General features: G+C 58.5%; 23 protein-coding genes. 10 read left to right on the top strand and 13 right to left on the bottom strand.

Annotated elements, in window-relative coordinates; genetic code table 11:
• Nucleotides 1–134 precede the first annotated feature (134 nt).
• Nucleotides 135–1,328 carry an L-dopachrome tautomerase-related protein gene (locus MWH26_RS16455; protein WP_247975130.1) on the bottom strand — a complete coding sequence of 398 codons (1,194 nt, stop codon included), beginning with the start codon at nucleotides 1,326–1,328 and terminating at the stop codon, nucleotides 135–137.
• Between the two features lie 609 nt (nucleotides 1,329–1,937).
• Here MWH26_RS16455 and MWH26_RS16460 point away from each other — a divergent pair.
• Nucleotides 1,938–2,300, top strand: coding sequence for an RlpA-like double-psi beta-barrel domain-containing protein (locus MWH26_RS16460; protein ID WP_244697908.1), 363 nt, complete (start codon nucleotides 1,938–1,940; stop codon nucleotides 2,298–2,300).
• Nucleotides 2,301–2,310: 10 nt separating this feature from the next.
• Here the strand turns inward: MWH26_RS16460 and MWH26_RS16465 are convergent, their stop codons facing one another.
• On the bottom strand, nucleotides 2,311–3,339 hold the full coding sequence (locus MWH26_RS16465) for a hypothetical protein (RefSeq protein ID WP_247975131.1): 1,029 nt from the start codon (nucleotides 3,337–3,339) through the stop codon (nucleotides 2,311–2,313).
• A 201-nt stretch (nucleotides 3,340–3,540) separates the two neighbouring features.
• Nucleotides 3,541–3,942, bottom strand: a complete 402-nt coding sequence (locus tag MWH26_RS16470) for a hypothetical protein (protein ID WP_247975132.1) — start codon at nucleotides 3,940–3,942, stop codon at nucleotides 3,541–3,543.
• A 152-nt stretch (nucleotides 3,943–4,094) separates the two neighbouring features.
• Between MWH26_RS16470 and MWH26_RS16475 the strand changes: the two genes are divergently transcribed.
• Entirely contained in the window at nucleotides 4,095–6,203 is a 2,109-nt protein-coding gene (locus tag MWH26_RS16475) for a WG repeat-containing protein (RefSeq protein ID WP_247975133.1), read from the top strand.
• Between the two features lie 11 nt (nucleotides 6,204–6,214).
• Here the strand turns inward: MWH26_RS16475 and MWH26_RS16480 are convergent, their stop codons facing one another.
• Nucleotides 6,215–6,658: a DUF6799 domain-containing protein gene (locus tag MWH26_RS16480; protein WP_247975134.1), complete on the bottom strand. Its 444-nt coding sequence runs from the start codon at nucleotides 6,656–6,658 to the stop codon at nucleotides 6,215–6,217.
• Between the two features lie 193 nt (nucleotides 6,659–6,851).
• Between MWH26_RS16480 and MWH26_RS16485 the strand changes: the two genes are divergently transcribed.
• Nucleotides 6,852–7,214 carry a hypothetical protein gene (locus MWH26_RS16485; protein WP_247975135.1) on the top strand — a complete coding sequence of 121 codons (363 nt, stop codon included), beginning with the start codon at nucleotides 6,852–6,854 and terminating at the stop codon, nucleotides 7,212–7,214.
• An 85-nt stretch (nucleotides 7,215–7,299) separates the two neighbouring features.
• Here the strand turns inward: MWH26_RS16485 and MWH26_RS16490 are convergent, their stop codons facing one another.
• Nucleotides 7,300–8,841, bottom strand: a complete 1,542-nt coding sequence (locus tag MWH26_RS16490) for a hypothetical protein (RefSeq protein WP_247975136.1) — start codon at nucleotides 8,839–8,841, stop codon at nucleotides 7,300–7,302.
• A gap of 209 nt (nucleotides 8,842–9,050) precedes the next feature.
• Between MWH26_RS16490 and MWH26_RS16495 the strand changes: the two genes are divergently transcribed.
• The 4 genes from MWH26_RS16495 (at nucleotide 9,051) to MWH26_RS16510 (ending at nucleotide 12,393) form a co-directional block, all read left to right on the top strand.
• Nucleotides 9,051–9,812, top strand: coding sequence for a hypothetical protein (locus tag MWH26_RS16495; RefSeq protein WP_247975137.1), 762 nt, complete (start codon nucleotides 9,051–9,053; stop codon nucleotides 9,810–9,812).
• Nucleotides 9,813–9,844: 32 nt separating this feature from the next.
• Nucleotides 9,845–10,450 (top strand): hypothetical protein, encoded by a 606-nt coding sequence (locus MWH26_RS16500; protein WP_244697930.1) that lies wholly within the window; start codon nucleotides 9,845–9,847, stop codon nucleotides 10,448–10,450.
• Between the two features lie 607 nt (nucleotides 10,451–11,057).
• Nucleotides 11,058–11,519: a hypothetical protein gene (locus MWH26_RS16505; RefSeq protein ID WP_247975138.1), complete on the top strand. Its 462-nt coding sequence runs from the start codon at nucleotides 11,058–11,060 to the stop codon at nucleotides 11,517–11,519.
• 46 nt (nucleotides 11,520–11,565) lie between these two features.
• On the top strand, nucleotides 11,566–12,393 hold the full coding sequence (locus tag MWH26_RS16510; protein ID WP_244697934.1) for a DUF1206 domain-containing protein: 828 nt from the start codon (nucleotides 11,566–11,568) through the stop codon (nucleotides 12,391–12,393).
• A gap of 227 nt (nucleotides 12,394–12,620) precedes the next feature.
• On the opposite strand, the gene MWH26_RS16515 is transcribed toward MWH26_RS16510, so the two are convergent.
• Nucleotides 12,621–13,841, bottom strand: coding sequence for an NAD(P)-dependent oxidoreductase (locus tag MWH26_RS16515; protein ID WP_247975139.1), 1,221 nt, complete (start codon nucleotides 13,839–13,841; stop codon nucleotides 12,621–12,623).
• A gap of 198 nt (nucleotides 13,842–14,039) precedes the next feature.
• Here MWH26_RS16515 and gcvP point away from each other — a divergent pair, with 198 nt between their 5' ends.
• A complete protein-coding gene (gcvP, locus tag MWH26_RS16520; protein ID WP_247975140.1) occupies nucleotides 14,040–16,964 on the top strand; it encodes an aminomethyl-transferring glycine dehydrogenase in 2,925 nt (974 codons plus the stop codon).
• A 112-nt stretch (nucleotides 16,965–17,076) separates the two neighbouring features.
• On the opposite strand, the gene MWH26_RS16525 is transcribed toward gcvP, so the two are convergent.
• Nucleotides 17,077–17,370, bottom strand: a complete 294-nt coding sequence (locus MWH26_RS16525) for a hypothetical protein (RefSeq protein WP_247975141.1) — start codon at nucleotides 17,368–17,370, stop codon at nucleotides 17,077–17,079.
• Between the two features lie 212 nt (nucleotides 17,371–17,582).
• Between MWH26_RS16525 and MWH26_RS16530 the strand changes: the two genes are divergently transcribed.
• On the top strand, nucleotides 17,583–18,188 hold the full coding sequence (locus MWH26_RS16530) for a DUF4136 domain-containing protein (RefSeq protein ID WP_247975142.1): 606 nt from the start codon (nucleotides 17,583–17,585) through the stop codon (nucleotides 18,186–18,188).
• Between the two features lie 145 nt (nucleotides 18,189–18,333).
• Here MWH26_RS16530 and lipA read toward each other — a convergent pair whose 3' ends face one another.
• On the bottom strand, nucleotides 18,334–19,236 hold the full coding sequence (lipA, locus tag MWH26_RS16535; RefSeq protein WP_375374050.1) for a lipoyl synthase: 903 nt from the start codon (nucleotides 19,234–19,236) through the stop codon (nucleotides 18,334–18,336).
• 145 nt (nucleotides 19,237–19,381) lie between these two features.
• Complete coding sequence (locus tag MWH26_RS16540; protein WP_247975143.1) at nucleotides 19,382–20,176, bottom strand: hypothetical protein; 795 nt, start codon at nucleotides 20,174–20,176, stop codon at nucleotides 19,382–19,384.
• A gap of 118 nt (nucleotides 20,177–20,294) precedes the next feature.
• On the opposite strand from MWH26_RS16540, the gene MWH26_RS16545 reads away from it, so the two are divergent.
• The gene (locus tag MWH26_RS16545) at nucleotides 20,295–20,699 is read left to right on the top strand and encodes an OsmC family protein (protein ID WP_244697959.1); all 405 of its coding nucleotides are present in this window, start codon (nucleotides 20,295–20,297) and stop codon (nucleotides 20,697–20,699) included.
• A 218-nt stretch (nucleotides 20,700–20,917) separates the two neighbouring features.
• Here the strand turns inward: MWH26_RS16545 and ytxJ are convergent, their stop codons facing one another.
• The 4 genes from ytxJ to MWH26_RS16565 form a co-directional block, all read right to left on the bottom strand.
• Nucleotides 20,918–21,259, bottom strand: a complete 342-nt coding sequence (gene ytxJ / locus MWH26_RS16550) for a bacillithiol system redox-active protein YtxJ (protein WP_244697971.1) — start codon at nucleotides 21,257–21,259, stop codon at nucleotides 20,918–20,920.
• A gap of 11 nt (nucleotides 21,260–21,270) precedes the next feature.
• Complete coding sequence (locus MWH26_RS16555) at nucleotides 21,271–21,603, bottom strand: hypothetical protein (protein ID WP_247975144.1); 333 nt, start codon at nucleotides 21,601–21,603, stop codon at nucleotides 21,271–21,273.
• A gap of 103 nt (nucleotides 21,604–21,706) precedes the next feature.
• Nucleotides 21,707–22,027, bottom strand: coding sequence for a hypothetical protein (locus MWH26_RS16560; protein WP_247975145.1), 321 nt, complete (start codon nucleotides 22,025–22,027; stop codon nucleotides 21,707–21,709).
• Between the two features lie 67 nt (nucleotides 22,028–22,094).
• Nucleotides 22,095–24,074, bottom strand: coding sequence for an alpha-ketoacid dehydrogenase subunit alpha/beta (locus MWH26_RS16565; protein WP_247977100.1), 1,980 nt, complete (start codon nucleotides 24,072–24,074; stop codon nucleotides 22,095–22,097).
• Nucleotides 24,075–24,267: the final 193 nt, after the last annotated feature.

Raw genomic sequence — 24,267 nt, forward strand, 5'->3', positions numbered from 1 at the left:
ATGCAAATAAACTTGTTTATCAAGCCTATGCATTTCCTCAACGCTAAGTGATTGGTTAGAATGCCCAATCTATCAAATAAATACAAAAGCCGTTCCCATAACCAGGAACGGCTTTTTCACTGATTCGATTACCCTTATTTCGGTAAGCTCATCTTAAAGATGTGGTACGGCTGGTCCTGCTTACCAATGCCTTTGTTCCAGGTAGGCGTTTTGTGGATGGCTGAGTTGGTCACGTACAGGGTGCCATCAGCCGTTAACGAGAAGCTGTCGGGCCATTCTAGGCGCGGGTCCTGCACCACTAGTTCAATCTTGCCGGCGGGCGTGCGGCGTTTAATGGAATGATCCTCGAACGTGGTCATGTATAGGTTATTCTGCGCATCCAGCTCCATGCCGTCGCAGGCGGGCACCTTGCCCAAATCCTCAATTTGCTGAGCCAGTTGGGCATCCGACAAAGCTGGATTGCGCAGGGCCTCGGTTTTGATGCGGTAGAGCTTATAGCTGGTCAGCGGCTTCCAGTAGAGGTATTGCAGGTCCTGACTCAGGGCAATGCCATCGGCATTAAAGCGGGCCTTGTTGCCGCTGGGGTCAATTAGTTCGTGTCCATCGGCCTTGATGTTGAGGGTAGTGTCAGCCATCATGGTCGGATGCTGGGCCAGCAGCTTCCGCGACTTACCAGACTTTAAATCCACAACTACCAAGCTGCCTACCCCCGACTCGGTGATGTAAGCGTATTGGTTTTGGGTATCCACACGCACGTCGTTGAGGTAGGATTTGCGCGAGGCCACGCTTTCGGGGATGCTGATGTTCTGCATCACTTTGTCCGTTTTGGGGTCAATCTTGACGAGCTTGGGACCACCGGGCACGGTGCCTTTAATGCCAGGTGAGGCCGGATCGAGCACCCACAACATGCCCGTTTTATCGGTGTACACGCTCTGCGGGCAGATCCAGTGCTTCTGCGGCTCGTTGCGCACGCTCTCGTTCCAGAGGTTCCAGTTGGCATCGGGGTAGCCTTTCACGGACCCATCGGGCATGATTTCGGCCACGGGGTTCACCGGGTTGTTGTCCCAGCGCGGAAAGTCGCCGAACACGCGGCCATCGGGCGTAACGGCTACACCCACAATCTGCGGTTCCCGAAATTGGGCTACTACCTGCAGGGGCGAGTTAGCTGGCGCGGTGGGAGCTTCAGTGGTAGCGGAATCAGTGGAGGCCGTAGAACCAGAAGCGTTATCAGGCGTGGTAGAAGGTGAGGAACAGGCTGTGAACAGCAAACCTGCAAGCGCACCTGCTAAGGCAGTGGCCGCCGGTTTAGGCAAAGTAGGGTAAAGCATAATCAGCAAGGGTTGGTTGGAAAGAGGCAAGACAAAAGGCTATTAATCCTAACTATATCCATACGGCCTGGCCCAGAGTGGGTTCCTACCTCGCCCATAACCTTGCTTGCGCAACGTCCGTAAGGGGCGGGACTATTGCCGTTTTGAAGGGGAATTTTTGCTAAATTATTTAGCAATACACAAAAAGCTCACTTAAAAAAAAGTTCTTACCTTTGAGCCCTGCAACACGACAACATATTATAAGTACAACCAATTATAATAATTATCTATATTAAACCCTCTATCACCTCCATCTAGAGCATGTTTCCGGCTTCTAAAGCCGCTCACTATAGTTTAAAAGGCGTTTTTATTCTGCTAATGCAGATGGCGCGCTTCCCACTAGCCGAGTCGGGCCGGCTGTCCATCCTCTCCGGGCCCAAGTGAGAGTTCACGAACCCAAATGTCATGTCCATTGCGTTATTCTTACTGACCTTCCTATTCCCCCCCCGTACTCTTTCTGTCTCCGCTCTGGCTCTACCTTCCACGGTTGCTAGCCTGAGCCCCCGTCCGGTATCCGTAGCCATACCGGTAGAGCCCGTAAAAAAGGCTCCCCAAACCTTGTCGTACCGTGTGACGGCAACTACCTACTGGCCCGAAGTGGGCCAGACCGATGATAACCCGATGGAAACCGCCGATGGCTCCATCATTCCTACCCGGCACTCCAGCAAAACCCGCTGGCTAGCCGTTTCCCGCGACCTGCTCAATAAGTGGGGAGGCCCCTTCCGCTACGGCGACAAAGTGCGCGTACGCGGTATTTCCGACGACCTAGATGGCGTCTATATCATTCATGACACGATGAACCGACGCCACCGCCACTGCGTGGATGTGCTGGTTAGCAAGCGTGAATGCAAGAAGAAAAGCGGCTTTGAAGGACGCTGGACTAACATTAAGCTTACACGGTACACGGAGCCTACCCCCTGGCAAGCCAGCTAGGACAGGCTACTTACCTAATTCCCCCGGCCTTTTTAGGAAACTGCTCCAGCAACTGGGGCTGCCCGTCCGCATCATACAGGAAGGTGAGCGGCTCGGCCGGGTTTCGCATGATTTCATCCAACGGAATCTGCCATTTTTTCCACATTTCCAGCAAGGACTGCGCGTACCCACTATTTTCCCAGGGGTTGAAAATAGCGGTGTTGATGTCGTCAATCAGCGTATCCAGGATTACCTCGGTGTCGCCGGGCTTTACGGCGCGGGGGTAGTAATCAGGAATGATGTTCAGTAAGTACGCTGCGTAGTACACTCGGGCCTTAAACTCAGCTATTTGCACCGGATGCAGGGGCCGGTAGGCGTCCTGGTACACACGGCGCATGGCCTGCTGAATAATGCCATTATCTACCAGACAAGCCACCAGCACGGTGCTATCGAGCTTGATGCTAAAGGCAATGGTGCTTAAGTCGTCATCGTACTCAAAGGGCATGGTGTCTTCGCGCGGATCCGTTTCGAGAATAAACACGGAACCAGGCGTGAAATCATCATATTCCATGGGCACTCGCAACGCTTGCAGCGGTTGGAAAAACGCCTGAAATCGGCGTAGCAGCAAAGCGTTTTCGGCCAGCGGATACTGGGGGCGGGCCAACGGGTCCAGCTCGTTCAGGAGTTCCGTTACCAGAATGCCGTAGAACATTTTGCCTAGCCACAGAAACAGCGTCTGTTCATCGAGGCGGCGGAAACCGGCTATGCCTTCCGTAGCCGCTGCTTCTACCCGGGCCTCCAGGGGTGCTACGTGCTGGGTGCGGCAGTGGGCGCAGCACGCAATGCGTAGCTGCTGATACTGCACAATACTCATATCCAGCAACTTAATCTGTCGTTCGTGCAGGTTATAACGTTGCATTAGCCACTCGGCAAACACGGGTATGGTGTCCTGAGGAGGCGTGGTAGGTGTGCCGCACAGAAAGCAGTGACGCATTCCGAAGCGCATACCATCGAAAGGATCATACAAGGACAACGCGGCGCGGGGCGGAAATTCAGACATGGCAACTGGAATGAAACCGCAAAAGTACGGCAAGCGGCCGTCCGGCCGCGCAAACAGGGCCAGACAACTTCTTCCCATTGCGGCAAGTGAAGCCTGAATACTTCCCTACTCGCTAATTGTTTGCTACCAAAACCCAAAAATAGCAAAGCCCCTGACTATCAAGTAGCCAGGGGCTTTGCTATGTTGCTCAAGTGTCAGGCCCTAGCGCGACAGGCTGGAACCTAGTTTGATTAGCAGCTTTCCTAGCTGAGCCAGGGGGGCGCTGTAGCCATCGGAGGTTTCGTCGGCTACTTTGGAGGTTTCGGCCCCGAGCGTAGCCATGGTTTCGGCAATGTCGTGGGCTTCGGTTCCCGGGGTGCTGAGCTGCTCACGCAGGGTAGTCAGCTCCTGGATAATTTTGGCCAGGCCGGGGCGCTCGGAGGCGCGCAGCACTTCAGCCCACCGGTCAATTTCAGTTAGGCCTTTTTCACCGGCTTTGTCGGGAGCCCCGGCGCTCAACAGGCTCAGGGTATCATCGAGCAGGGCAGAGTTCTGCTGATCCGTAACATCGAGGGGCACGGTAGGGGTAGCCGGGGTTTGGGGGGTGGAGGCGGTGGAATCCATAAGCGGGAAAGAAATTCAAACGGATGAGTAAGAAGGCTACCAACCTATACTTGCCCAGGCCCGGAAAAGTTGGCATACCTCAACCGCTAAATGACCGTACAATGCCGCGCGGCCCATTCTGGCCGGAAAGTTGCGGCCCGCGCCGCCCACCTATGCTGCACATCTACCAATCGGCTCCTTTTTCTTCTCCCTCCCGGCAGCAACAGTTTGAAGCCGTGGTGGCGGCCTTGCGCGCGGAGGCGGGGGCTCCCTACACCCTGGTCCTGGCCAACATCACACCAGACCCTTCCCAACCTGATTTACAGTTAGATGCGGTGGTTATTCGGCCGCGCAGCCTGACTATTCTGCAGTTGATAGCGGCCGGCGGACTGTTGCATATCCCGGATTTGCGCGCCAGCACCTGGCTGCTGGACGGCATACCCCTGGAACTGCCCGGCGAAGCAGCTAACCCGTTTGCCTTGTTTGAGCAGCAGCGCACCGTGCTGGCAACGTGGCTAGCTCCGCATTTACCGCCCGAAGCCGCTAACCTGCAGTTCACCACTGGCCTGGTACTGTTCGGGGCGCCAGTGCGGTTTGGGCCCGAAGTGGAAGCGCGCATGGCGGCCGTACCTGCGGCTTCTACCTTCCATCTGTTGGCCGACCCCGCCCGGTTCACGCGCCGCTTGGCCCAGCTGGCTACCCCAGAAATTGACCTTACCCCCGCCGACCTAGAGCAGCTCGTCCACAGCCTCGGCATAACCGCCGCTTCACCGCCAGCAGCAGCAGCACCCGAGCCGGACCAGCCAGTAGCGGCTGAGCCGGCTCGGGCCGGTGACTTGCTGCGGCAGAAAGCTGGCCAGTTGTGGCGGTGGCTGGGCGCGGAGGATGTAGATGAGCTGGACCGCCGTTCCACTGGCTACGAGGTTGACTTAGAGGCGCGCAGCCAAGAAAAGCAGGAGCTGGAGCAGTTGCGCACCAGCTTGCAGACGGATCTAAGCCAACAGCTGCGCGCCATGGAAACCCGGGAAACGGAACGGGAGCAGCGCATTCAGCAACTGCAGCAGCAGCTAGCCGCTGCCCCCGTAGCGGCCGAAGCCCCAGACCTGCAAGCTCAGCTAGCCACCGAAAAACGCGAAAAGGACGCGCTGGAGTCTTCCATTCAGGCGTACCGTACGGAGCTAGAAAACCGCAACCAGGAGTTGGGCAGCAAAATTCAGCAGCTGGAAAACCTGATTCAGCGCCTGTCTGCGGCCCCTACCGTTGTGCCCCCGGGTAGTACGGCCGTCCTCCCGGAACCACCTGCTTTGCCCAAACCAACAGCCGAGCCTACTCCGGCCCCCGAGCCTCCAGTGGTTCCGCTAGCAGCCCCAGTGCTGCCAGCTCCACCGGTAACGGCTGCCCCAACAGCACCGAGTCCTACAACAACGGTCCCGCCTACCGCGCCGAAGCCGCCTATTACCACGCCTCCGCGGCGGGAGCAGTTTGGCCGGCCAGCGGAAGCGCGGCAGCGGCTGTTGGCTGGGTTGGACCGCTGGCGGCCCGCGCTGCGCCAACTGACGGGCCGCTTTGGGCCGTGGGTGGCCAAGGTGCGCCAGCAGCCCCGGCAGACTTTGTATGCAGCTAGCGCGGGAATAGCCTTGCTGGTGGCCGTAGGCATTGTCCGCTGCAGCAGCGCCGGAGCCCCGGTTCCTTTTCAGGAGCAGGGGCGCTATGGCCTGCTGGCTTCAAATGGCGACACGCTTTTACCGGCCCGTTACACTACAATTGGCGAGTTCAAGAACCACGTGGCGGTAGTCGAGCAAAACGGCGTTTTCGGGTTTATCCGCGACGATGGTACGGAAGTGGTGAAGCCCGCCTACGATGCGCTGTATCCGTACTCCGATGGGTACGCCCGAGCCCGTGTGGGGCAGCTCTACACTTTCCTGGACGCTACGGGCCAGGAATTTGGCGCTTATTATTACGCCGCCCGCGACTTTGCCGGGGGCTATGCCGCCGTGCTCGACTACCGCGGCTGGCATTACCTGACTGGCCCCGATGAGCCAGCTACGGCTCCCGTCATCTTCCAGGAAGCCTATTCCTTCGAGCAAGAGTTGGCGCGGGTTAAGACGCAAAACAAGTTCACGTTTATCGGGCCTGAGTACTTGGCCGACACCACCGTGGGAACGGCGCCGTTCGGGCGCTACACGAGTGCCACCGACTTTGATGCCCAAGGCCGCGCCCGGGTTAGTCAGCAGGGCCGCACCTTCTTTATTGATCGGGACGGGGATGAAGTAAAAGAGTAGCCTAGGCGGCGCTAGTCGTCGTCGCGCTTGTGTTTGCGCTTGAACTTGCCGTGTCCTTTGCCCTTGCCCCGGCCCTCTAACCACTGCCACACGGCGGCTTGGTAGCTGCGTACTGATGAGGATGCTGGGGCAGAGCGCCTCCCTGGGCTGGTAGCCGTAGCCAAGAGTACCCGGCCATCGGGTTGGGGCCTACTGGCCACGGCCTCCCCCAGCAGGGAGCAGCCTTGTCCGTCTTTTAACTCCGTCCGGCTTCCATCGCGCCCTACCACAAATCCGTCGCGGGTAACCAAGCGGCCGTTGGGTAGGCGTATGTCGCGCGTCATGGGGCGGGTTTCCCCATTCCGGATAAGGTACATGCCGCCGTCGCGCCGCTGAAAACCATCATTGGCCTGAGCGGTAGCACAGTGGGCAAGCAGAGCGAGACAGCAAGTCAGCAGGCTAAATCGGGAAAACATAGAGAAGCGAAATTTCAAGGGAAGCTGGGCAGGTGGGGGTAGCCCGCAGTACGCGGAAGCAGGCCGGAAGTTAGGAGCGCAAAGCAGGGGCCAAAATCTTGGTTGGGCCTGGGTTACCTTCTATGCGCAGAATTATAAAGGCTTAGCAACCACTGTTGCGCTTGTTACTACCCTCACCTTACTTGTTAACATCATGAAAGCTACCTTCAAATTGATGCTGCTGGCTGCTGCCGTTGCCTTTGCCGCTACCTCTTGCACTCAGGAAGGCAAAGAAAACGCCGACGCCGCTGCTGCCAACACGGAAGCTGCCGCTGAAAACGCCGGCGACGCTGCCGCTGCCGAAGCAACCAACGCCGCTAACGCAACCGAAGCCGCCGCTGAAAACGCTGGTCAGGCCGTAGAAAATGCCGCCGACAAAGCCGCTAACAAGACGGAAGCTGCTGCCAACGAGGCCGCTGCTGAAACCAAGGAAGCTGCCAACCAGACCGAAGCCGCCGCCGACAAAGCTGCCGCTGACGCCAAAGCCGAAATCAACGCTGCTACTAAAAATAACTAGTCGCAGCCAAGGTCATTCGCTTTGTAAAGAGCCCGTGCTAACAGCTAGCACGGGCTCTTTTTTTAGTGTCGCAGCTCCCGCCGGCCTACCCCTGGCTAACCAAGGCAGTATCGGAAGCGCCAGCCAGCTCCAGCAGCACCTCGTAGTAGGGCCGGCCTTCAATGCGGGCCTGCAGCCAGCTGTAAAAGCTCAGGGCCTGCAAGTCTTCCTGCTCTAGGGGCACGAAAGAAGGAATGCTAGCCGCGCGGGCGGCAAATGCTGGCGCCCGGGCTAGGGTAGGCTCATCAATAATATCGCGCACCAGCTGCAGGTAGTACAGCACGGCCGCGTAGCCGCCCCCATCGGGCCCGAACCGCTCCTTGATTAGGCGTTCAATGGCTCGCAGCCGGTTCAGAGCCAGGTCAGGGTTGCCGAGCTCTAGCTGCGTCAGCATTTCGCCCATGTTGCGGTTGAGCACCCACTCCACGCCCATTTCCTGCTCGCACCAGTGGTCAGTACGGCCAATGGCCAGCAGAATTTGGTTGGTTTTCTGAAACTGTCCTTCGGCAAAATAATGGAAGCCCAGGCCCAAACGGGCCGTGAGCTGGTCGCGGGAAGTAAGTGGGGTGCGCAAAATGTCTTCCAGCAGCCGAATGCTGTCGGCGTTGCGGCGTAGGAAGGCGTAGTTAGCGGCCAGCAAAAAGGTGTAGCGGGCCAGCAGCTCCCTGGCCTGCAACTTCGGGCCCGCCTCCAGCACCGCCCGCAGCCGCTCCAGGTATTCCACTGATTCGCGGAACCGCCGGGTACGGTACAGGGAGTGCGCAATCATGTACAGCAACCCCAGTTGGGCCTCGCGGTGGGCGGGCTGAAAGCCGTGGCGCTTTTCCATGAGGTGGTAGCAGCGCATCACGAAGGGCGCGAAGGAAAGGTAGTCGCGGCGCACGAGCATGGCTGCCCGGGCCAGCGACATTAGCCGGTAGAGCAGGGCCGGCCGCCGGGCAAAAGCTTCCTGCAGATCATACTCGCGTAGCACGTCCTGCAGAATGGTATCGAACGACTCGCCGGCCCGGCCTTTCACGCGCGCTTCCCGCAGCCGCTGCCGAATCAGGCTGTCGGCAATGTTGGCACGCTCCTCCTCGTCGGCGGCTTTTTTGTTGAGGTTGCGCCGCTGAATGATGTCCGTCAGGTCATCGGCGTACTTGCTACCGGCCTGGGCAATCTGGAGGTTGTACACGGTATTGAGCAGCTGATACTGCTCGTTCTGGCGGGCCAGCTTTTCGGCTTTGCGCACCGTGTTCCAGGCCAGCCGGGGCACACTCACCTCAAACAGATACTGGGCCAACGTGAGCAGGCTGCGCACGGAGGAAGCGGCGGTAGCGTCTTGCTGGCGCTGGCGCAGCAGCAGGTAGTCGGTGAGGTGGCGCATGAGGCGCTTGCGCAGGGCGTAGTAGGCTACGGCGTTGGGCTCCTCGGGGTAAAGCCGGGCCAGCAGCTCCTCGGTAGCATACTCTTTCTGGTGCAAGAGCAAGTCGCAGAGGCGGACGTCCATCCGGCCTTTCTGCTTGCGGCGCTGGCGCTGGATAAACTGCCGAAAGTCCTTGCGGTCGTCGGCGGAAAAAGTCAGGAGCGTAGTGCGCAAGTCATCCATGTCGGGAAGATAAAGCTCCGTTCGACATCCCCCAATTTCCCAGCCGATAAGTCAGAAGTATTTTACGCAAGGTATTGTTTTACAATATCTTATAGGCATTTATATAAACATCCAATAGTCTGAATAAAGGAAAAGCTGGTTGGGGTTATCCGTTCTTAACGCCCACCTTCGATTCATCACTTCTATCCCCCACTTTCTGTCCTTCTATTATGATCCGCGTACTGTTTACTTTCTTGTTTGTGCTGGCCGGGGTAGTAGCCCACGCCCAGGATGTGCTCACCAAGTCCAACGGGGAGGAGCTGCAGGTGAAGGTGCTGGAAATTACGCCCACCGAAGTCCGCTACAAGCGCACCGACAACCCCGACGGCCCCCTTATCACGGCGCGCCGCACGGATGTGTTCATGATTCGCTACGCTAATGGCACGAAGGAGCTGCTTAGCGGGGCCAGCGCGCTACCTGCTACCACCCCCGCCCCCCTTCCCGCGGGCAGCACTACTACCACTTCCCGAACCGGAACCGTTCCCGGCGACGAGGAGTCTATGTACGAGGAGGTGCAGCTGAACGGCCCCCGCCTGGGCTTTACCGTTCTGAGCGGCGGGGTAGCTACCAAGGCTGATAAAGACTACAATGTCAATCCGTTTCTAACCCAGTTTGGCTGGCAGTTTGAAACCCGGATTTTTCGCCTTGATAACGGTACTGCGGGTCTGCTAGAGCTAGTGCCCCTGATTGGCGGCCTGGAGCAGGGCAAGTTTCTGCCCAGCCTGAACGCGCTAATTGGAATTCGCGGGCCCAAGGGCTTGGAGTTTGGCCTGGGGCCCAACGTGTCGCCAACCGGAGCCAGCATTGCCTTGGCCGTGGGCACTTCCTTCCGCAGCCAGGGCATCAATTTCCCGGTGAATTTTGCGGTAGTCCCCGGCAATGGCGGGGCCCGCTTCAGTTTGTTGTTTGGGTTTAACTCCCGCCGCCGGTAGTCTGATTTTCTCGCTTCTTTATCTTCATCCGCATGCGCTTTATTCTACTTTTCCTGAGCAGCCTACTGTTGGCGCTACCTACTACCGCCCAGGATGTTATCCTGCAAACCGATGGAGCCGAGGTTCCGGGTAAAGTGCTTGCCATTACGCCGGAGCGCGTTACCTACGTAAGTGCCGCCGCCGACACCCTGCAACTGCCTGCCGCGCAGGTATTCCTGATTCGCTATGCCAACGGCACGAAGGAAGTGCTCCGCAACCTAGCCACGCCAGCCCCGGCCCCTACTCCTGCCATTAGCCCCACCGAAGCCTACGCCCAAGGCCGCCACGATGCCCGCGTGCATTTCAAGGCGCCGGGAGCGTTTTGGGGTACATTCGGAGCCACAGCAGTCAGCATACCCGTGCTGGGAGGTTTGGGAGGCCTGGCAACCGGCACGGCCATTGCCGTGACGCCGCCCAAGGAGCATAACCTGAACGTGCCTGACCGCCAGCGCCAGTCCGACGCCAACTATATGCGGGGCTACGAGAAGCAGGCCCAGCGCAAAAAGGTAGGCAAAGCGGCGGCCGGCTTCGGTACGGGCCTAGTAACCGGAGCCGCCCTGTGGCTGCTGATTGCATTTTCCACAATCAAGCACATATAGTTGCTGGCCAAGGCTGTCCTCTTCTGCTTTCCCTAAGTCCACGGGGCCTAGGTTATGAAGCCACGCCACCCTGGCCGGTAACTCACGGAGTGCAGTACCCGCACAACTCCGCGCCAAGCAGCACCGCAAAGTATCTTTGGTTTCTACTCACATTTTTCCCCTCTCATAGACGCCAACAACGGTATCAACGATTTCACCGAGTTGCGCGCCAGGAGCAATTGGGAAGAGGTAAAAGGTAAGGCCAAGCACAAGCAGGTCAATCCCACTGACAACGACTTTGCACTGTGAAGAAGGCAAACAGGCTAAGCATAGTGAAGTCTTTACCGATTTAGAAAACTGGATCCACCGTACTTTTAAGCGGCTCTTATACTACCTCAGCGCCTGACACTACTTCAGTGTCAGGCGCTGTTTTTTATACGACGTCTAACTCATACATATACTGTATTATATATTTTTTATAACTTAACATTCATAAGGAGAACGGAAGATGAGGGCTGAAGAACTACGAACGTTAGGAAACACGGCGCTGCTACGCTTACCGAAAACTGCCTTTTTGTGCTCCCGCGAATACCCGGTGAGCGTTGAGCGGACTACCTACCTCTGGGCCATGGAACAGCGCCAGCTTGGCTACTGCGTAGTTTCAGGGTTCAACTCCCGACTGGAGCAATCCGTGTTTCGGTTTTTGCGGCAGGATGTGCAGCAGCCCATTGTATACGTGCTGGGGCGGGGTATTCAGCCTACGTTGCCCTTTGACTACGAGCGGGATATTCAGTTGGGCCGCCTGCTGTTCGTGTCGCCCTTCGAGGCCTCGGTTTCAACCGTCACCCCGGAAACGTCCGATATCCGCGACCTGCTGCTGGTGGAGCTGGCCGAGCGCTTTTTCATTCCCTACGTTACGCCCGGCGGCAACCTGGAGCGGCTGTTGCAAAGTGAAGCCGCCCGCCGCAAGCCCATCATCACCCTAGACCTGCCCCAAAACGAGGCCTTGTTACGCTCGGGGGCTCGCATCTATCAGCCCCCGGGCCTGTTGGCGCACTCCGTGGGGGCACCCCAGCCCAACCTTAGCTAAGCCTTCTCGCGTAGTGGGAATATTCTTCACCTAGCTCCCCTACCCCATGTCTGCTGCCGATACTGTTCTTTCTGCCGTTCCCCACTCGCCCTCCTCGGGCATTCGGGCGCTGGCCCGTTTCGGCTTTGCGGCCAAGGGCGTAGTGTACTTGCTGATGGGAATTCTGGCCCTGCTAGCTGCCACCGGCCAACAGGGTGGTCAAACTGCCGACAAGAAGCAGGCCGTGCAAACGCTCCAGGATTTGCCGGGCGGCTCGGTACTGTTGGGCCTAGTAGCCTTTGGACTACTAGGATACATCGTTTGGCGGTTTACCCAAGCCCTGGTTGATACTGAGCAGAAAGGCTCCGATGCCAAAGGCCTCGGGCGGCGCTTGGCGTACGCGGGCAGCGGACTGCTATACGCCAGTGTGGCCTGGTACGCCGCCCGGCTAGCCCTGAATGGCTCGGCTGATGATGGCGGCAACAGACAGCAGACGTTGACCGCAAAAATCCTGAGCTGGCCCGCGGGCGAATGGATCATCATGGCCTTGGGCTTGGTCATCATTGGCAGCGGCATCTACCAGATTTACAAGGCCTACTCCGGCTCTTTTCATAAGCACGTTAACGCCAGCGGGCTACCCGCCAACCAGCAACAAGTAGTGTACCGAGCTGGCCAGGTAGGCTACACCGCCCGGGGTATTGTCATGAGTCTTATTGGCTACTTTTTCGTGCAAGCAGGCCAGCAGTCACGCGCCGCAGCCGTGGGCACCACCGGCGAAGCCTTTGATTTGCTGGCATCTATGGGCCCGGCAGTGCTGGGCATTGTAGCCCTGGGCCTGATGGCCTACGGCTTTTACATGCTAGTTCAGGCCCGCTACCCCGTACTGCGTATCTGATTTGGTTGGTAGTTGCTGGTTGTCAGCTGGCAGTTGTAAATAAAAAACTGTCCTCCTGAGCGGAGCGAAGGACCTTATTACATTTAGCCGAGTCGTTACAACGAGGTCGTGCTGACGTAATAAGGTCCTTCGCTCCGCTCAGAAGGACAGTTTTTTTGCGGTAGCTACCAACTAGCACCTGTCAATCGGCCGCTACCAACCAGCAACTATCAACTGACAGCTAGCAACTAATCAGCTGCCACATAATCAGCTAGGTACTGATACCGTTCCGTGAGCTGGCCGTTGCGAGCAATGGTGGCGCGCTCTACTACTGCATCGGGGCCGTGTTCCTGCACCAAGTGGGGTAAGACGTTGTCAATGAGTTGGCGGCTGAAGTCGCGGCTGGCGTTGCGGGGTAGCTCACAGGGTAGGTTGTCCACGGCCATCACGGTGATGTTGTTGGGACGGGAGTAAGCGGGCTCTAGCTGGCGGGTCTGGCAGTTGTAGTCGAAGGCGGGTTCCTGAATGCTGCTGCTGCGCAACGTGGTTGGGATGGAGCCGTTCACGTCGCAGGTTACGTCGGCAATGGTGTCAATGCGGAAGTGGGCGCGACAGGTATCCTCCAGGGTAAACAACTTGGGGGCGGCTGGGTGCCAGTAGGCGCAGGCTATCAGCAAGTTGGTAACGGGTAGAAAATTCTGAAACGTGGACTCGTATTCCTGGGGGTTGCGGTGGAAATCGGGCGTATCCCAGACGCGGCCGTCGCGGCGGCGGTTGTAGTCGGCGGAGCGCAGCTGGGTGTACACCGGCTCGTTGAAGTCCTGGTAGAGGTAGTCGTACACGCTCACTTTGCGGATGCGCATCAGATTGAGCACTTCCACGGCGCCCTGGGCCACGCGGCCCGAGCCGGTAACGGCAATTTTAATGGGCGGCAGCTTCTTCACCTTAAAGAACTCCTCCTGCATGTCCTCCATATCCACGCACTGGTAGGCGGGCTTTAGCTCATACAACTGGTGCTTGCGGCCGTAGGTCAGCAGGGCGTTGTAGGCGCCCACAATGCCGGCCCAGCGCCCGAACGCCACAATTCTTTCGCCCTGCTCGTTGGTCAGTAGCTCGTAGTCGATGAGGGTAATGTTCTTGGCCAGTACTTGCCGAAGCAGCTCCCGGTTGGCGGGCTGCTTTTTCACCGTGTGCGAAAAAAACAGGTAGGTTTTATTGGGAATAAGCTGGGAAACTGGCACTTCCTTCACGCCCATGAGAATATCACAGTCCGCTACCTTGGGGCGCACGTCAATGCCCAGGCTGCGGTATTCCTGGTCGGAAAAGCAGCGGCCGGGACTTTCCTGCACTACCAGCTTCAGGCCCGGAAACCGTGCTTCAGCTTCGACGCATTTTTTGGGCGTGAGCGGTACGCGCTTGTCGGGGGGGACTTTTCCTTCGCAAATCAGGCCAATGGTAATGGGACGCATGGGGTAGAATGGGTAGGATGGGGCCTCAATCTGGGCAAAAAATTTAACCTGTGCCGTAGTCCTGCTCCTGCCAGTAGGTATGGCGGAACAAGCCTAAACATTTGCGGGTTTTAGCACTTACCTGTGAAGCCGTTTCGCGCTACCTTTGTCAAGGCTCCACCCGGGGCCCGTTCTGTTGCCACCCTCACCCCTTCTTTTATGTTGCTTCAACCCAAGCCCGCTGATGTGTTCGTGGACCGCCACAATGGCCCCGACGACGCTGCCGTAGCCCAGATGCTGCGCACCATCGGTGTGGAGTCGATTGACCAGCTCATCGACGAAACCGTGCCGGCCGCCATCCGCTTGAAAAAGCCGCTGAACCTGCCCGCAGCCCTCACGGAGCAGGCCTTTTTGGCGAAGTTCAAAAAGATTGCCGGTAAGAATAAGCTCTTCAAGAACTACATCGGCCTGGGCTACCACGACACCCAGCTGCCCCCCGTTATTCAGCGCAACATTCTGGAAAACCCGGGTTGGTACACGGCCTACACGCCCTACCAGGCTGAAATTGCTCAGGGCCGGCTGGAAGCCCTCATCAATTATCAGACGATGATAATTGACCTCACGGGCCTGGAAATTGCCAACGCCAGCCTGCTCGACGAAGGTACTGCCGCCGCCGAGACCCTGCACATGTTCCACTCCCTGACCAAGAAGAAGAACGCTAGCCGCTACTTCGTCTCGGAACAGGTACTGCCCCAAACCATTGACGTGCTGCGCACTCGCGCCACGCCCCTGGGTATTGAGCTGGTAGTAGGTGACCACCGCACGATTGACCTCACCGACGAAACGCTGTTCGGGGCCATTCTGCAGTACCCCGCCGCCGATGGTGCCGTGTACGATTACACCGACTTTATTGCCCAGGCCCACGACAACAACCTGTTTGTAACCGTGGCTGCCGACTTGCTGGCCCTGACCCTGCTCACGCCTCCCGGCGAAATGGGCGCCGACGCCGTGGTGGGTAACTCCCAGCGCTTTGGGGTGCCCATGGGCTATGGTGGCCCGCACGCCGGTTTCCTGGCCACCAAGGACGCCTTCAAGCGCGTAATTCCAGGCCGCATCATTGGCCAGAGCATCGACGCCGCCGGTAACAAGGCTTACCGCATGGCCCTGCAAACCCGCGAGCAACACATCCGCCGCGAAAAGGCTACTTCTAACATCTGCACGGCGCAGGTGCTACTGTCGGTGCTGGCAGGCATGTACGCCGTGTATCACGGCCCCCAGCGCATTCGCCAGTTTGCCGCCAACGTGCACACGTTGGCACAAACTCTGGCCGGCGCCCTCACTAGCTTGGGCCTGAACCAGCGCAATGAGTTCTACTTTGATACGCTCGATATCAAGCTAGAAAGCCAGGAGCTGCAGCAGGCCATCCGGCAGGAAGCCGAGGCGGCTGGCATCAACTTCCGCTACTTCGAGGAGCACGGTACGCCCCGCGTAGGCATTAGCCTGCACCAGAACACCGAAATCAGCGACGTGCAGGACATCGTGGCCGTGTTTGCCAAGGTGCTCGGCAAGGAAGCCGCTACGGTGGAGCTACCCACGGAGGTGCAGGTGAACTGGGCTTCGGGCCTGATCCGGACTAGCGAGTACCTGACCCACCCCGTCTTCAATACCCACCACTCCGAAACGGAGATGCTGCGCTACATGAAGCAGCTGGAAAACAAGGACCTGAGCCTGGCTCACTCCATGATTCCGCTGGGTTCATGCACCATGAAGCTCAACGCCACCGCTGAAATGATTCCGGTGACCTGGCCGGAAATTGGCGGTTTGCACCCCTTCGCCCCGCGGGAGCAAGCCCAGGGCTACGCCGAAATCTTCCGCGACTTGGAGGCCTGGCTGTGCGAGGTAACCGGCTTTGCGGCTGTTTCACTGCAGCCCAACTCGGGTGCTCAGGGCGAGTACGCCGGCCTGCTGGCCATCAAAGGCTACCACGATGCCCGCGGCGACCAGCATCGCAACGTGGCCCTGATTCCGGCTTCGGCTCACGGCACCAACCCCGCTTCGGCCGTTATGGCCGGCATGCAAGTGGTAGTGGTGAAAAGCACCGAGGAAGGTAACATCGATGTGGAGGACCTGAAGGCTAAAGCCGCGCAGTATGCCGACAAGCTCAGCTGCTTGATGGTGACTTATCCCAGCACCCACGGCGTGTATGAGGAAACCATCATCGACATCTGCCAGACTATTCACCAGCACGGCGGCCGCGTGTACATGGACGGCGCCAACATGAATGCCCAGGTAGGCCTGACCTCGCCCGCCACCATCGGGGCCGACGTGTGCCACCTGAACCTGCACAAAACGTTCTGCATCCCGCACGGCGGCGGCGGACCCGGCGTAGGCCCCATCGGGGTAGTCGCCGACCTGGCCCCCTACTTGTCGGGTCACGTGTTGATTGACGCCGATGGCCGTACGGCTGGGGCCGTTACCTCAGCACCCTGGGGTTCGGCCAGCATCCTGCCAATTTCTTACGCCTACATCAACATGATGGGCGGTGAAGGGTTGACCCAGGCTACGCGCACGGCCATTCTGAACGCCAACTACATCAAGGCCAAGCTGGAAGCGCACTACCCCGTGCTCTACACCGGCGCCAACGGCCGTTGCGCCCACGAAATGATTCTCGACTGCCGCCAGTTCAAGAAGGCTGGCATTGAGGTCGAAGACATTGCCAAGCGCCTGATGGACTACGGTTTCCACGCTCCCACCGTGTCGTTCCCGGTAGCGGGCACCCTGATGGTGGAGCCTACGGAGTCGGAGAGCAAGGAGGAGTTGGACCGCTTCATTGAGGCCATGATTTCCATTCGTAAGGAAATTGCGGCCGTGGAAGAAGGCCGCGCCGATGCCAAGGACAACGTGCTCAAGCACGCTCCCCACACCGCCGCTACGGTTCTGACCCACGAGTGGACTCGCCCTTACACCCGTGAGGAGGCCGTTTACCCCACCGAGCACGCCCGCGCCTACAAGTTCTGGCCTGCCGTGTCGCGCATCGACTCGGCCTACGGCGACCGGAATCTGATCTGCTCCTGCACCCCGCTAGAGCAGTACGTGGATGCTGAGGAGCAGCTCGTGGACACCGATAAAGGTCCTTCGTACTAAGCGCTTGCACACGTAAGCACACATAAAAAAGCCCCGGCTATATGCTAGCCGGGGCTTTTTTATGTGTGCTTACGTGTGCAGCGGAGAGTTTAGCGGGATTAAGGTCAGAATCCTACTTGGAGAAACAGGTGCGATACATGTAGCCGTTCTGTGTTTTGCCGGCCGCCGTTACCCGCACTTTCACAAAGTGAGCATCCACGGTGTCCATGACCTGCACTTCGTTGCCGGAGCTGATGGTAGTGAGCTGTTGGGATTCTTTCGTCATGCCGTCGTACAAGATGCACTCTACCACTGTGTTGTGGGCCACGGGCCCTGTGGATGCTTGGTTGGAGCGGGATTCATTGCTGGTGGCGCTGCAAGAGGCGAGCAGGGCTAGGCTGCTCAAGCAAAGTAGATGTTTTTTCATAGGTCAGTACGTGGAGAAATAGCTCTGCAAAAGATAGGCACATTTTAAGGCGGAAAGGAATTTTCCTAGTCGGATTCTTCGCAGAATTATTCTGCAAGCATCCTATTTCCTGGGGAACGACCTGAAGCGTGCTGCTGTTTATTTGGCAGAGCTAGCCAGGAACTTGGGATTTATCCGCGTCTGGTGGCCATCATCCCTACTGATTTCTTCCTATGAACCGTATTCCGAAATTCTTGGCCCGCCCCCTGACGTTGTCGGTGCTAGGGTTAACCCTACTTCTGGGGGTAAGTGGCTGTGCTACCTCGGCTCGTGTTGGGGTAAGCAACGATTTTGATCATTCCGTAAACTTCCGCGCCTACAAAACCTGGGCCTGGTATCCGCAGCAGCCCACCGATACGGAAGGCGGCCCGGCCAAAGGCTATGAGTCGTTTCTGGACAAGCGCATCCGGAGCGCCGTGGAGCAGCAACTCGCCCAAAAAGGCCTCTCCCAGGTTGAAAAGAACCCTGATGTGTACGTTGCCTACAGTGCCCGCGTAGAGGACAAGCAGCGCACCACTGGCGGCTATGGCCCCTATGGTTACCCGTACGGTTATGGTTGGGGCGGCTGGTACGGCCGTGGCTTCAACCAGGGAGTAATCGATTACAAGGCTGGCACCGTAATTCTCGACTTCGTAGATGCCCGCCGCAAGGAGTTGGCGTGGCGCGGTCAGGGCCAAGCCCAAGTCGACAACCAGACCATTTCTGAAACCGAAGTGCAGCGCATTGTAACCAGCATCCTGGGCACTTACCCTCCCGGTGCTGAGCAAGCCAGCCGCTAATCTATTAGCAGTATCATATCTAAAGACCTGCTCCGCGCTATGCGGAGCAGGTCTTTTATTGAGCCCTTACTCGGTTTTCATCAACAGAAAGGTCCCGCTCTGATGTAGAGCGGGACCTTTCTGTTGATGCTAGTTAGGCGAGTTGCTAGATCGGCACGTTCACGTGGCGCTCGGCGTGGTAGCTGGAGCGCACCAGCGGGCCGCTTTCCACGTACTTCAGGCCGCGCTTCAAGCCTTCTTCCCGGTAATGGGCAAAGAGGTCAGGGTGAATAAACTCGGCTACCTCAATGTGGCGCTTAGTAGGCTGCAAGTACTGGCCCAGCGTCAGGATGTCGAGGCCGTTGGCGGCGAGGTCGTCCATGGCCTGGTACATCTCGTCCTTGGTTTCGCCCAGGCCCAGCATGATGCCAGATTTGGTGCGCTTGCCGGCCTGCTTGGTACGGCGAATCTGCTCCAGGCTCCGGTCGTACTTGGCTTGGGGACGCACGAGGCGGTAAAGACTACCTACGGTTTCCATGTTGTGCGACACTACTTCCTGGCCGCCGGCTATCATGGTATCCAAAGCAGCCCAGTTCGCTTTCACGTCCGGAATTAGGGTTTCGATGGTAGTGGTAGGCGAAAGCAGCTTGGTTTGCACCACCGTTTCGTACCACACGCTGGCGCCCCGGTCCTTGAGCTCGTCGCGGTTGACGGAGGTAATTACGGCGTGCTTCACGCCCATGAGCTGAATGGCTTCGGCTACCCGGCGCGGCTCGTCGAGGTCGTATTCGGTGGGGCGGCCGGTGGCTACGGCACAAAATGAGCAGGAGCGCGTGCACACGTTACCCAGAATCATGAAGGTAGCCGTACCAGCGCCCCAGCACTCGCCCATATTCGGGCAATTGCCACTCTCGCAAATGGTATGCAGCTTATGTTCATCCACCAAGCGGCGGACATTGGCGTAGGCGGGACCCACGGGCAGCTTTACGCGCAACCAATCGGGTTTGCGCGGTTTGGCGGGCGCTACGGGAGCAGCCGCCACGGGCTGAATGATGGGCAGGGTCAGCAACAGTTCATCCATGCTGCAAAGGTAAGGGGAATGGGTTGCTACAGAGTCAGCTTCTAAGACAATTCCGCCCCCCTTGTGGTTTCGCGGCATCCCCGGAAAACACAACAGCCCCCGAAGGATGGCTCCGGGGGCTGTTTTTCACTTTTTAATTTCTGGTGCCCAAATACAGCGTCAGATAAACGGAAGGCAAAAACTGGTCGTTCAGGTCGTTGTCGGGCACCTGCGCCACCCGGATGATGGCCGGGTCTTTGGTATATGCCTCCACCAGAAACCCTACCTCTACCCCCGCCACGGCATCCCGGTAACGGCCATACTCAAAACTGAGGGCGCCGCGCAAATGAGCACCCAGAGCCGGTTTGGTTTCACCCGCCCCCGAAAACAGCGGCGCTCGGTCCACGACCAGTTCCTGGGGGCTGCGGTGAATATCGGGGTTGTACTGCTCGTTGCGGATATCGGAAGCATTGGGGTTGCCTTGGCCATTACCGTAGTCGTAGCTGATGTAGTAGGGCATGAGCAGGCCAATGCTAGGGCCGGCTCCTACCAGCGCATTCACCTGCACCCCTGACTCCGGCGCCTTGCGGAAGATGACCCGCTGCAGGCCCACCGAAGGCCGAATGGCAAATAGGTAGTTGCTTTTGCCATACACAAACGAGCCGCCGTAGCGGGTTGCTACCTTCTGCTCCTTGGGGTGCTTTATCTCTACGGCCTCCAGGCTCCAAAAGCGCGACCAGTCCTGGTTGAGCAGGCGGGTAGAGCGCACGGAAGCGCCGCCAATCAAGCCACCCCGGGTATTAAAATTGATACCGTAGGTAAACTCCTTGCGGTACGACGGCTCGTCGTTGCTGGAGGAAGTAACCTGAGTTTGCTGGGCCTGCGCCGCCGGGGCAGCCCCAATGGCTGCCAGCAGCAGGCCGCAGCCAAAAACGAACGGAGTGCGCACGGTTCGGGGAAGGAAAGAACGGTGGGAAAATTGTGGGCCCAGCAGCTGCAAACCACCAGCAACCCTATCGAAAGTACGTAAATTTACCCGCATACAAGTACCTGATTTTCGATTTCCTATGAGCACTGCCACCGCCCGCTACGCCGGCCATTTGCGCACCGAAGCTACCCACGTAGCCTCCGGCAACATCATCCTGACCGACGCTCCCGTGGATAACCACGGCCGGGGCGAGGCCTTTTCTCCCACCGACTTGGTAAGCGCAGCCCTGGGCTCCTGCATGATGACCATCATGGGCATCGTGGCGGAGCGCCACGGCCTAAACCTGACCGGCGCCAGCTGGGACGTAACCAAGCACATGCTGGCCGAGCCCCGCCGCATCGGGCAAATTGACGTTACGTTCCGCATGCCTGCCACCCTCACCGAGAAGGAGCAAACGATTCTGGAAAACGCCGCCCGTACCTGCCCGGTAGCCCTGAGTTTAAACCCAGAAATCCGCCAGGAGGTTCGGTTTATTTATGAGTAGTGAAGCGGTAAAATAGTGAATGAGTGAGCTGTCATGGCAAGGACGCGGGATGAGGTCATCTGTCCTCTCTTCTGTGACCAGCCCACTAATCAGACAAGCCCTTACTTCCAGCCCGGAGGTAAGGGCTTGTTATCTTTCTAGAGGTAGTGCTTCTCGTAAAGGACGGATGGCCGCGCTCCGCGCCATGACAGTACTTCACTCACCGTTTCACTCTCTCACTATTTCACCAGTTGCGCTACCTCGCTCAGGCGGATGCCCATGTGGGAGGCGTCGTAGCTGCACTCGCCGTTTTGGATCAGCAGTAGTTGGGGCGACTCGTGACGGACACCGAATTTCTCGGCTATTTCGCTGGAAATGGGCCGGAAGCGCAGTAGATCAAGGTAGTACAGCTTGGTAGCGGATAGGCCAGCCTCGTCCCACTGGCGCTCTACCTTACCTTTGGCCGCGGCGCTGATAGAGCAGGAGGTGCTGTGTTTGAAGATCAGAACGGGGTGCTCAAATGATTCGCGGACGATATCAGTGAGCTGCTCGGCTTGCGTGAGGGGTTGCCAGGGAGTCATATGCGGGGTGGTTATTGGGAACTGGATTCTTTCTTCTTCCGAAGACGAAAACTCACGCGGGATGGTTCGGACACGCGGGGCGTACCCGTGCGGTCAAACTGATAACTAGCCCGGCCATCGGTGGGTTTGGTAGCCGCCTGCCGCCCACTGCCGGCGTGCTTGAGCTCAGCCTTCGTCACCGTCAGATGCGACTCCTTGTATTCGCCCTTGAACTGGGCGGCTTCGCGCAGGGCGCGGCGGTTGGCGACGCGCTGCTGGGCCGGATTCGTAGATTCCAGCTGCGCCAGCGCCCGGTTACTTACCAGGCTGACCAATGCGAAAGTAGTGAGGAACAAGTAGCGCATAGGGTAGAAAGATAATGTGAGGGGTAGGAAAATAGCCGGCAGCTAGGCAGCGCACGTGCCCCAAGATAGCCCACATACGGCACAGCAACCAGGGAAGCTTCCTTTACTGCATAAAATCGGGCAGGGTGATGCCCAGGATTTTACGCTGCCCTACTTTATGCTTCAGGCGGCGGCGCTCATACTTGGGCTTTTTGAGCAGCCCCTGCTTGTCGTAGCTGTTCTTTTTGGTTTTCACGGCTTCCTTTTCCACATCCAAGGCCCGCCCGTCGGCCGACTGGTTGTCGGGGTTGCTGGCCTTCTTGACTTTGGGCTGGGGCGGCCCTGTGGGGCTAGGCAGGCGGTAGCGGTGGCAGGCCGGGGCCGTGAGTAGTAGCAACGCCACCAGTACCACCAGCCGTACGCGCGGCCCAGAAGCAGTAAACATGTTCATTTCTAGTATAAATCAGCTTCTCGTCAGCGGGACAGAGGACGCAAATTACGGGTTTAGCGGACTAGTAGCTGCGCAGCTTAGCCACGGTTTCGCGCAGGCGCTGCTGGGGTAGGAATACCTTTTCCAGGGGCGGGGCGAAGGGCACGGCCGTATCCAGGGAAGCCACGCGGTGTACGGGCGCGTCGAGGTGGGTAAAGCAGTGTTCGGCAATCCAGGCCGCTATTTCGCCGCCCAGGCCGCCTACCAGCGTATCCTCGTGCAGAATAATAACCCGACCAGTTTTCTCCACGGTCTGGCGCACGGCTTCTGTGTCCCAGGGCAGCAGGGTGCGCAGGTCGAGGATGTCGGCCGAAAGCCCTACCTCATCGGCCAGGGCCGAAGCCCAGTGCACGCCGGCCCCGTAGGTGATAATGCTCATCTCGTCGCCCTCGCGCACCAGGGCCGCTTTCCCGATGGGTGTAGTGTAGTAGGCATCCGGTACGGGCGCCGACACGCTGCGGTAGAGCAGCTTGTGCTCGAAAAACATGACCGGGTTGGGGTCCTCGATGGCGGCGCAGAGCAGCCCTTTCGCATCGACAGGGTTACTGGGGAATACCACTTTCAGGCCGGGCGTGTGGGTAAACCAAGCCTCGTTGCTCTGGGAATGGAAGGGGCCGGCGGCGGTGCCGGCGCCGGTGGGCATGCGCACCACTACGTCGGCGTTCTGGTCCCAGCGGTAGTGGCTTTTGGCCAGGTTATTCACAATCTGGTTGAAGCCGCAGGTCACGAAATCCGCAAACTGCATTTCCACCATGGCCTTTTTGCCCTTAATGCTCAGGCCCAGGCTGGCCCCCACAATGGCCGACTCGCAGAGGGGCGTATTGCGCACCCGGCCCTTGCCAAACTGCTGCACGAAGCCTTCCGTGACTTTAAACACGCCGCCGTAGTCGGCAATGTCCTGGCCCATGAGCACCAGCTCGGGGTAGCGCTCCATGCTTTGGCGCAGCCCGTCGGAAATAGCATCTACATAGCGCTTGTCGGTGGTAGCGGCATCGGCGGCCGGGGCTTGGTCAGGGGCCTGGAAGGGCTGGTACATGTCGGCCAACTCCTGCTGAGGATCGGCAGTAGGCATGGGGGTAGTGTCGGCGATACGCAGGCCTTCCTCAATTTCGCGCTTGATGGTTTCGCGGAAGCGCATGCGGGCTTCCTCATCCAGGATGCCCTCCTGCAGCAACCACTTCTCGTAATTCTCTACCGGGTCTTTCTGGGCCCATTCCTCAAAGAGCTCCTGGGGTACGTACTTGGTGCCGCTGGCTTCCTCGTGGCCGCGCATGCGGAAGGTAAGGGCCTCCAGCAACACGGGGCGCGGGTTCTGGCGCAGGTCCTCGGCTAGGCGGCGCACCGTGTCATACACTTCCAGCACGTTGTTGCCGTCCACTTGCACGGCTTCCATACCGTAAGCAGGACCCTTATCGACGAAGTAGCGGAAGCGGAACTGCTCCCGACTGGGGGTGCTCAGGCCGTAGCCGTTGTTTTCAATGATGAAGATGACGGGCAGCTCCCACACAGCGGCCACATTCAGGGCCTCGTGGAAGTCACCCTCAGAAGCGCCACCGTCGCCGCTGTACGTGATGGTTACTTTGGGCTTGTCATCGAGCTTATCGGCCAAGGCAATGCCGCCCGCTACGGCCAGCTGGGGCCCCAGGTGCGAAATCATGCCCACGATGTGGTGCTCGTTGGTACCGAAATGAAAGGACCGGTCGCGGCCCTTGGTGAAGCCCGTGGTTTTGCCCTGCCACTGGGCAAAGAGCCGGTCCAGGGGCACGTTGCGGCCCGTGAACACGCCCAGGTTGCGGTGCAGGGGCAAGATGTACTCGTCGGGCTCCAGGGCCAGGGTGCTACCTACCGATATAGCCTCCTGCCCGATGCCCGAAAACCACTTGCTGACTTTGCCCTGGCGCAGCAGAATCAGCATTTTCTCCTCAATCATCCGGGGCTTAAGCAGGCCCTGGTACAGATGCAGCAGCGTATCGTTGGAGTAATCCTTGCGGTCGAAGTTCATCGGGAGGTAGCAGGTAGTGGTGGGTAGGGCCAAAAGTACGGGTTTGGCGGGGAAGGGAAATTATCGGCTGGTCTTTGTGAAATCGGCTGTTGTTGAGCATCTATCTTCGGGACCCTTTTTCATCCTACCTATTCTCTATGCCCCGACTATTACCTCTCGGTTTATTACTCCCACTTTCTATTGCTGCCAAGGC

The organism is Hymenobacter sublimis (genome assembly GCF_023101345.1).
GTDB classification, from domain to species: domain Bacteria; phylum Bacteroidota; class Bacteroidia; order Cytophagales; family Hymenobacteraceae; genus Hymenobacter; species Hymenobacter sublimis.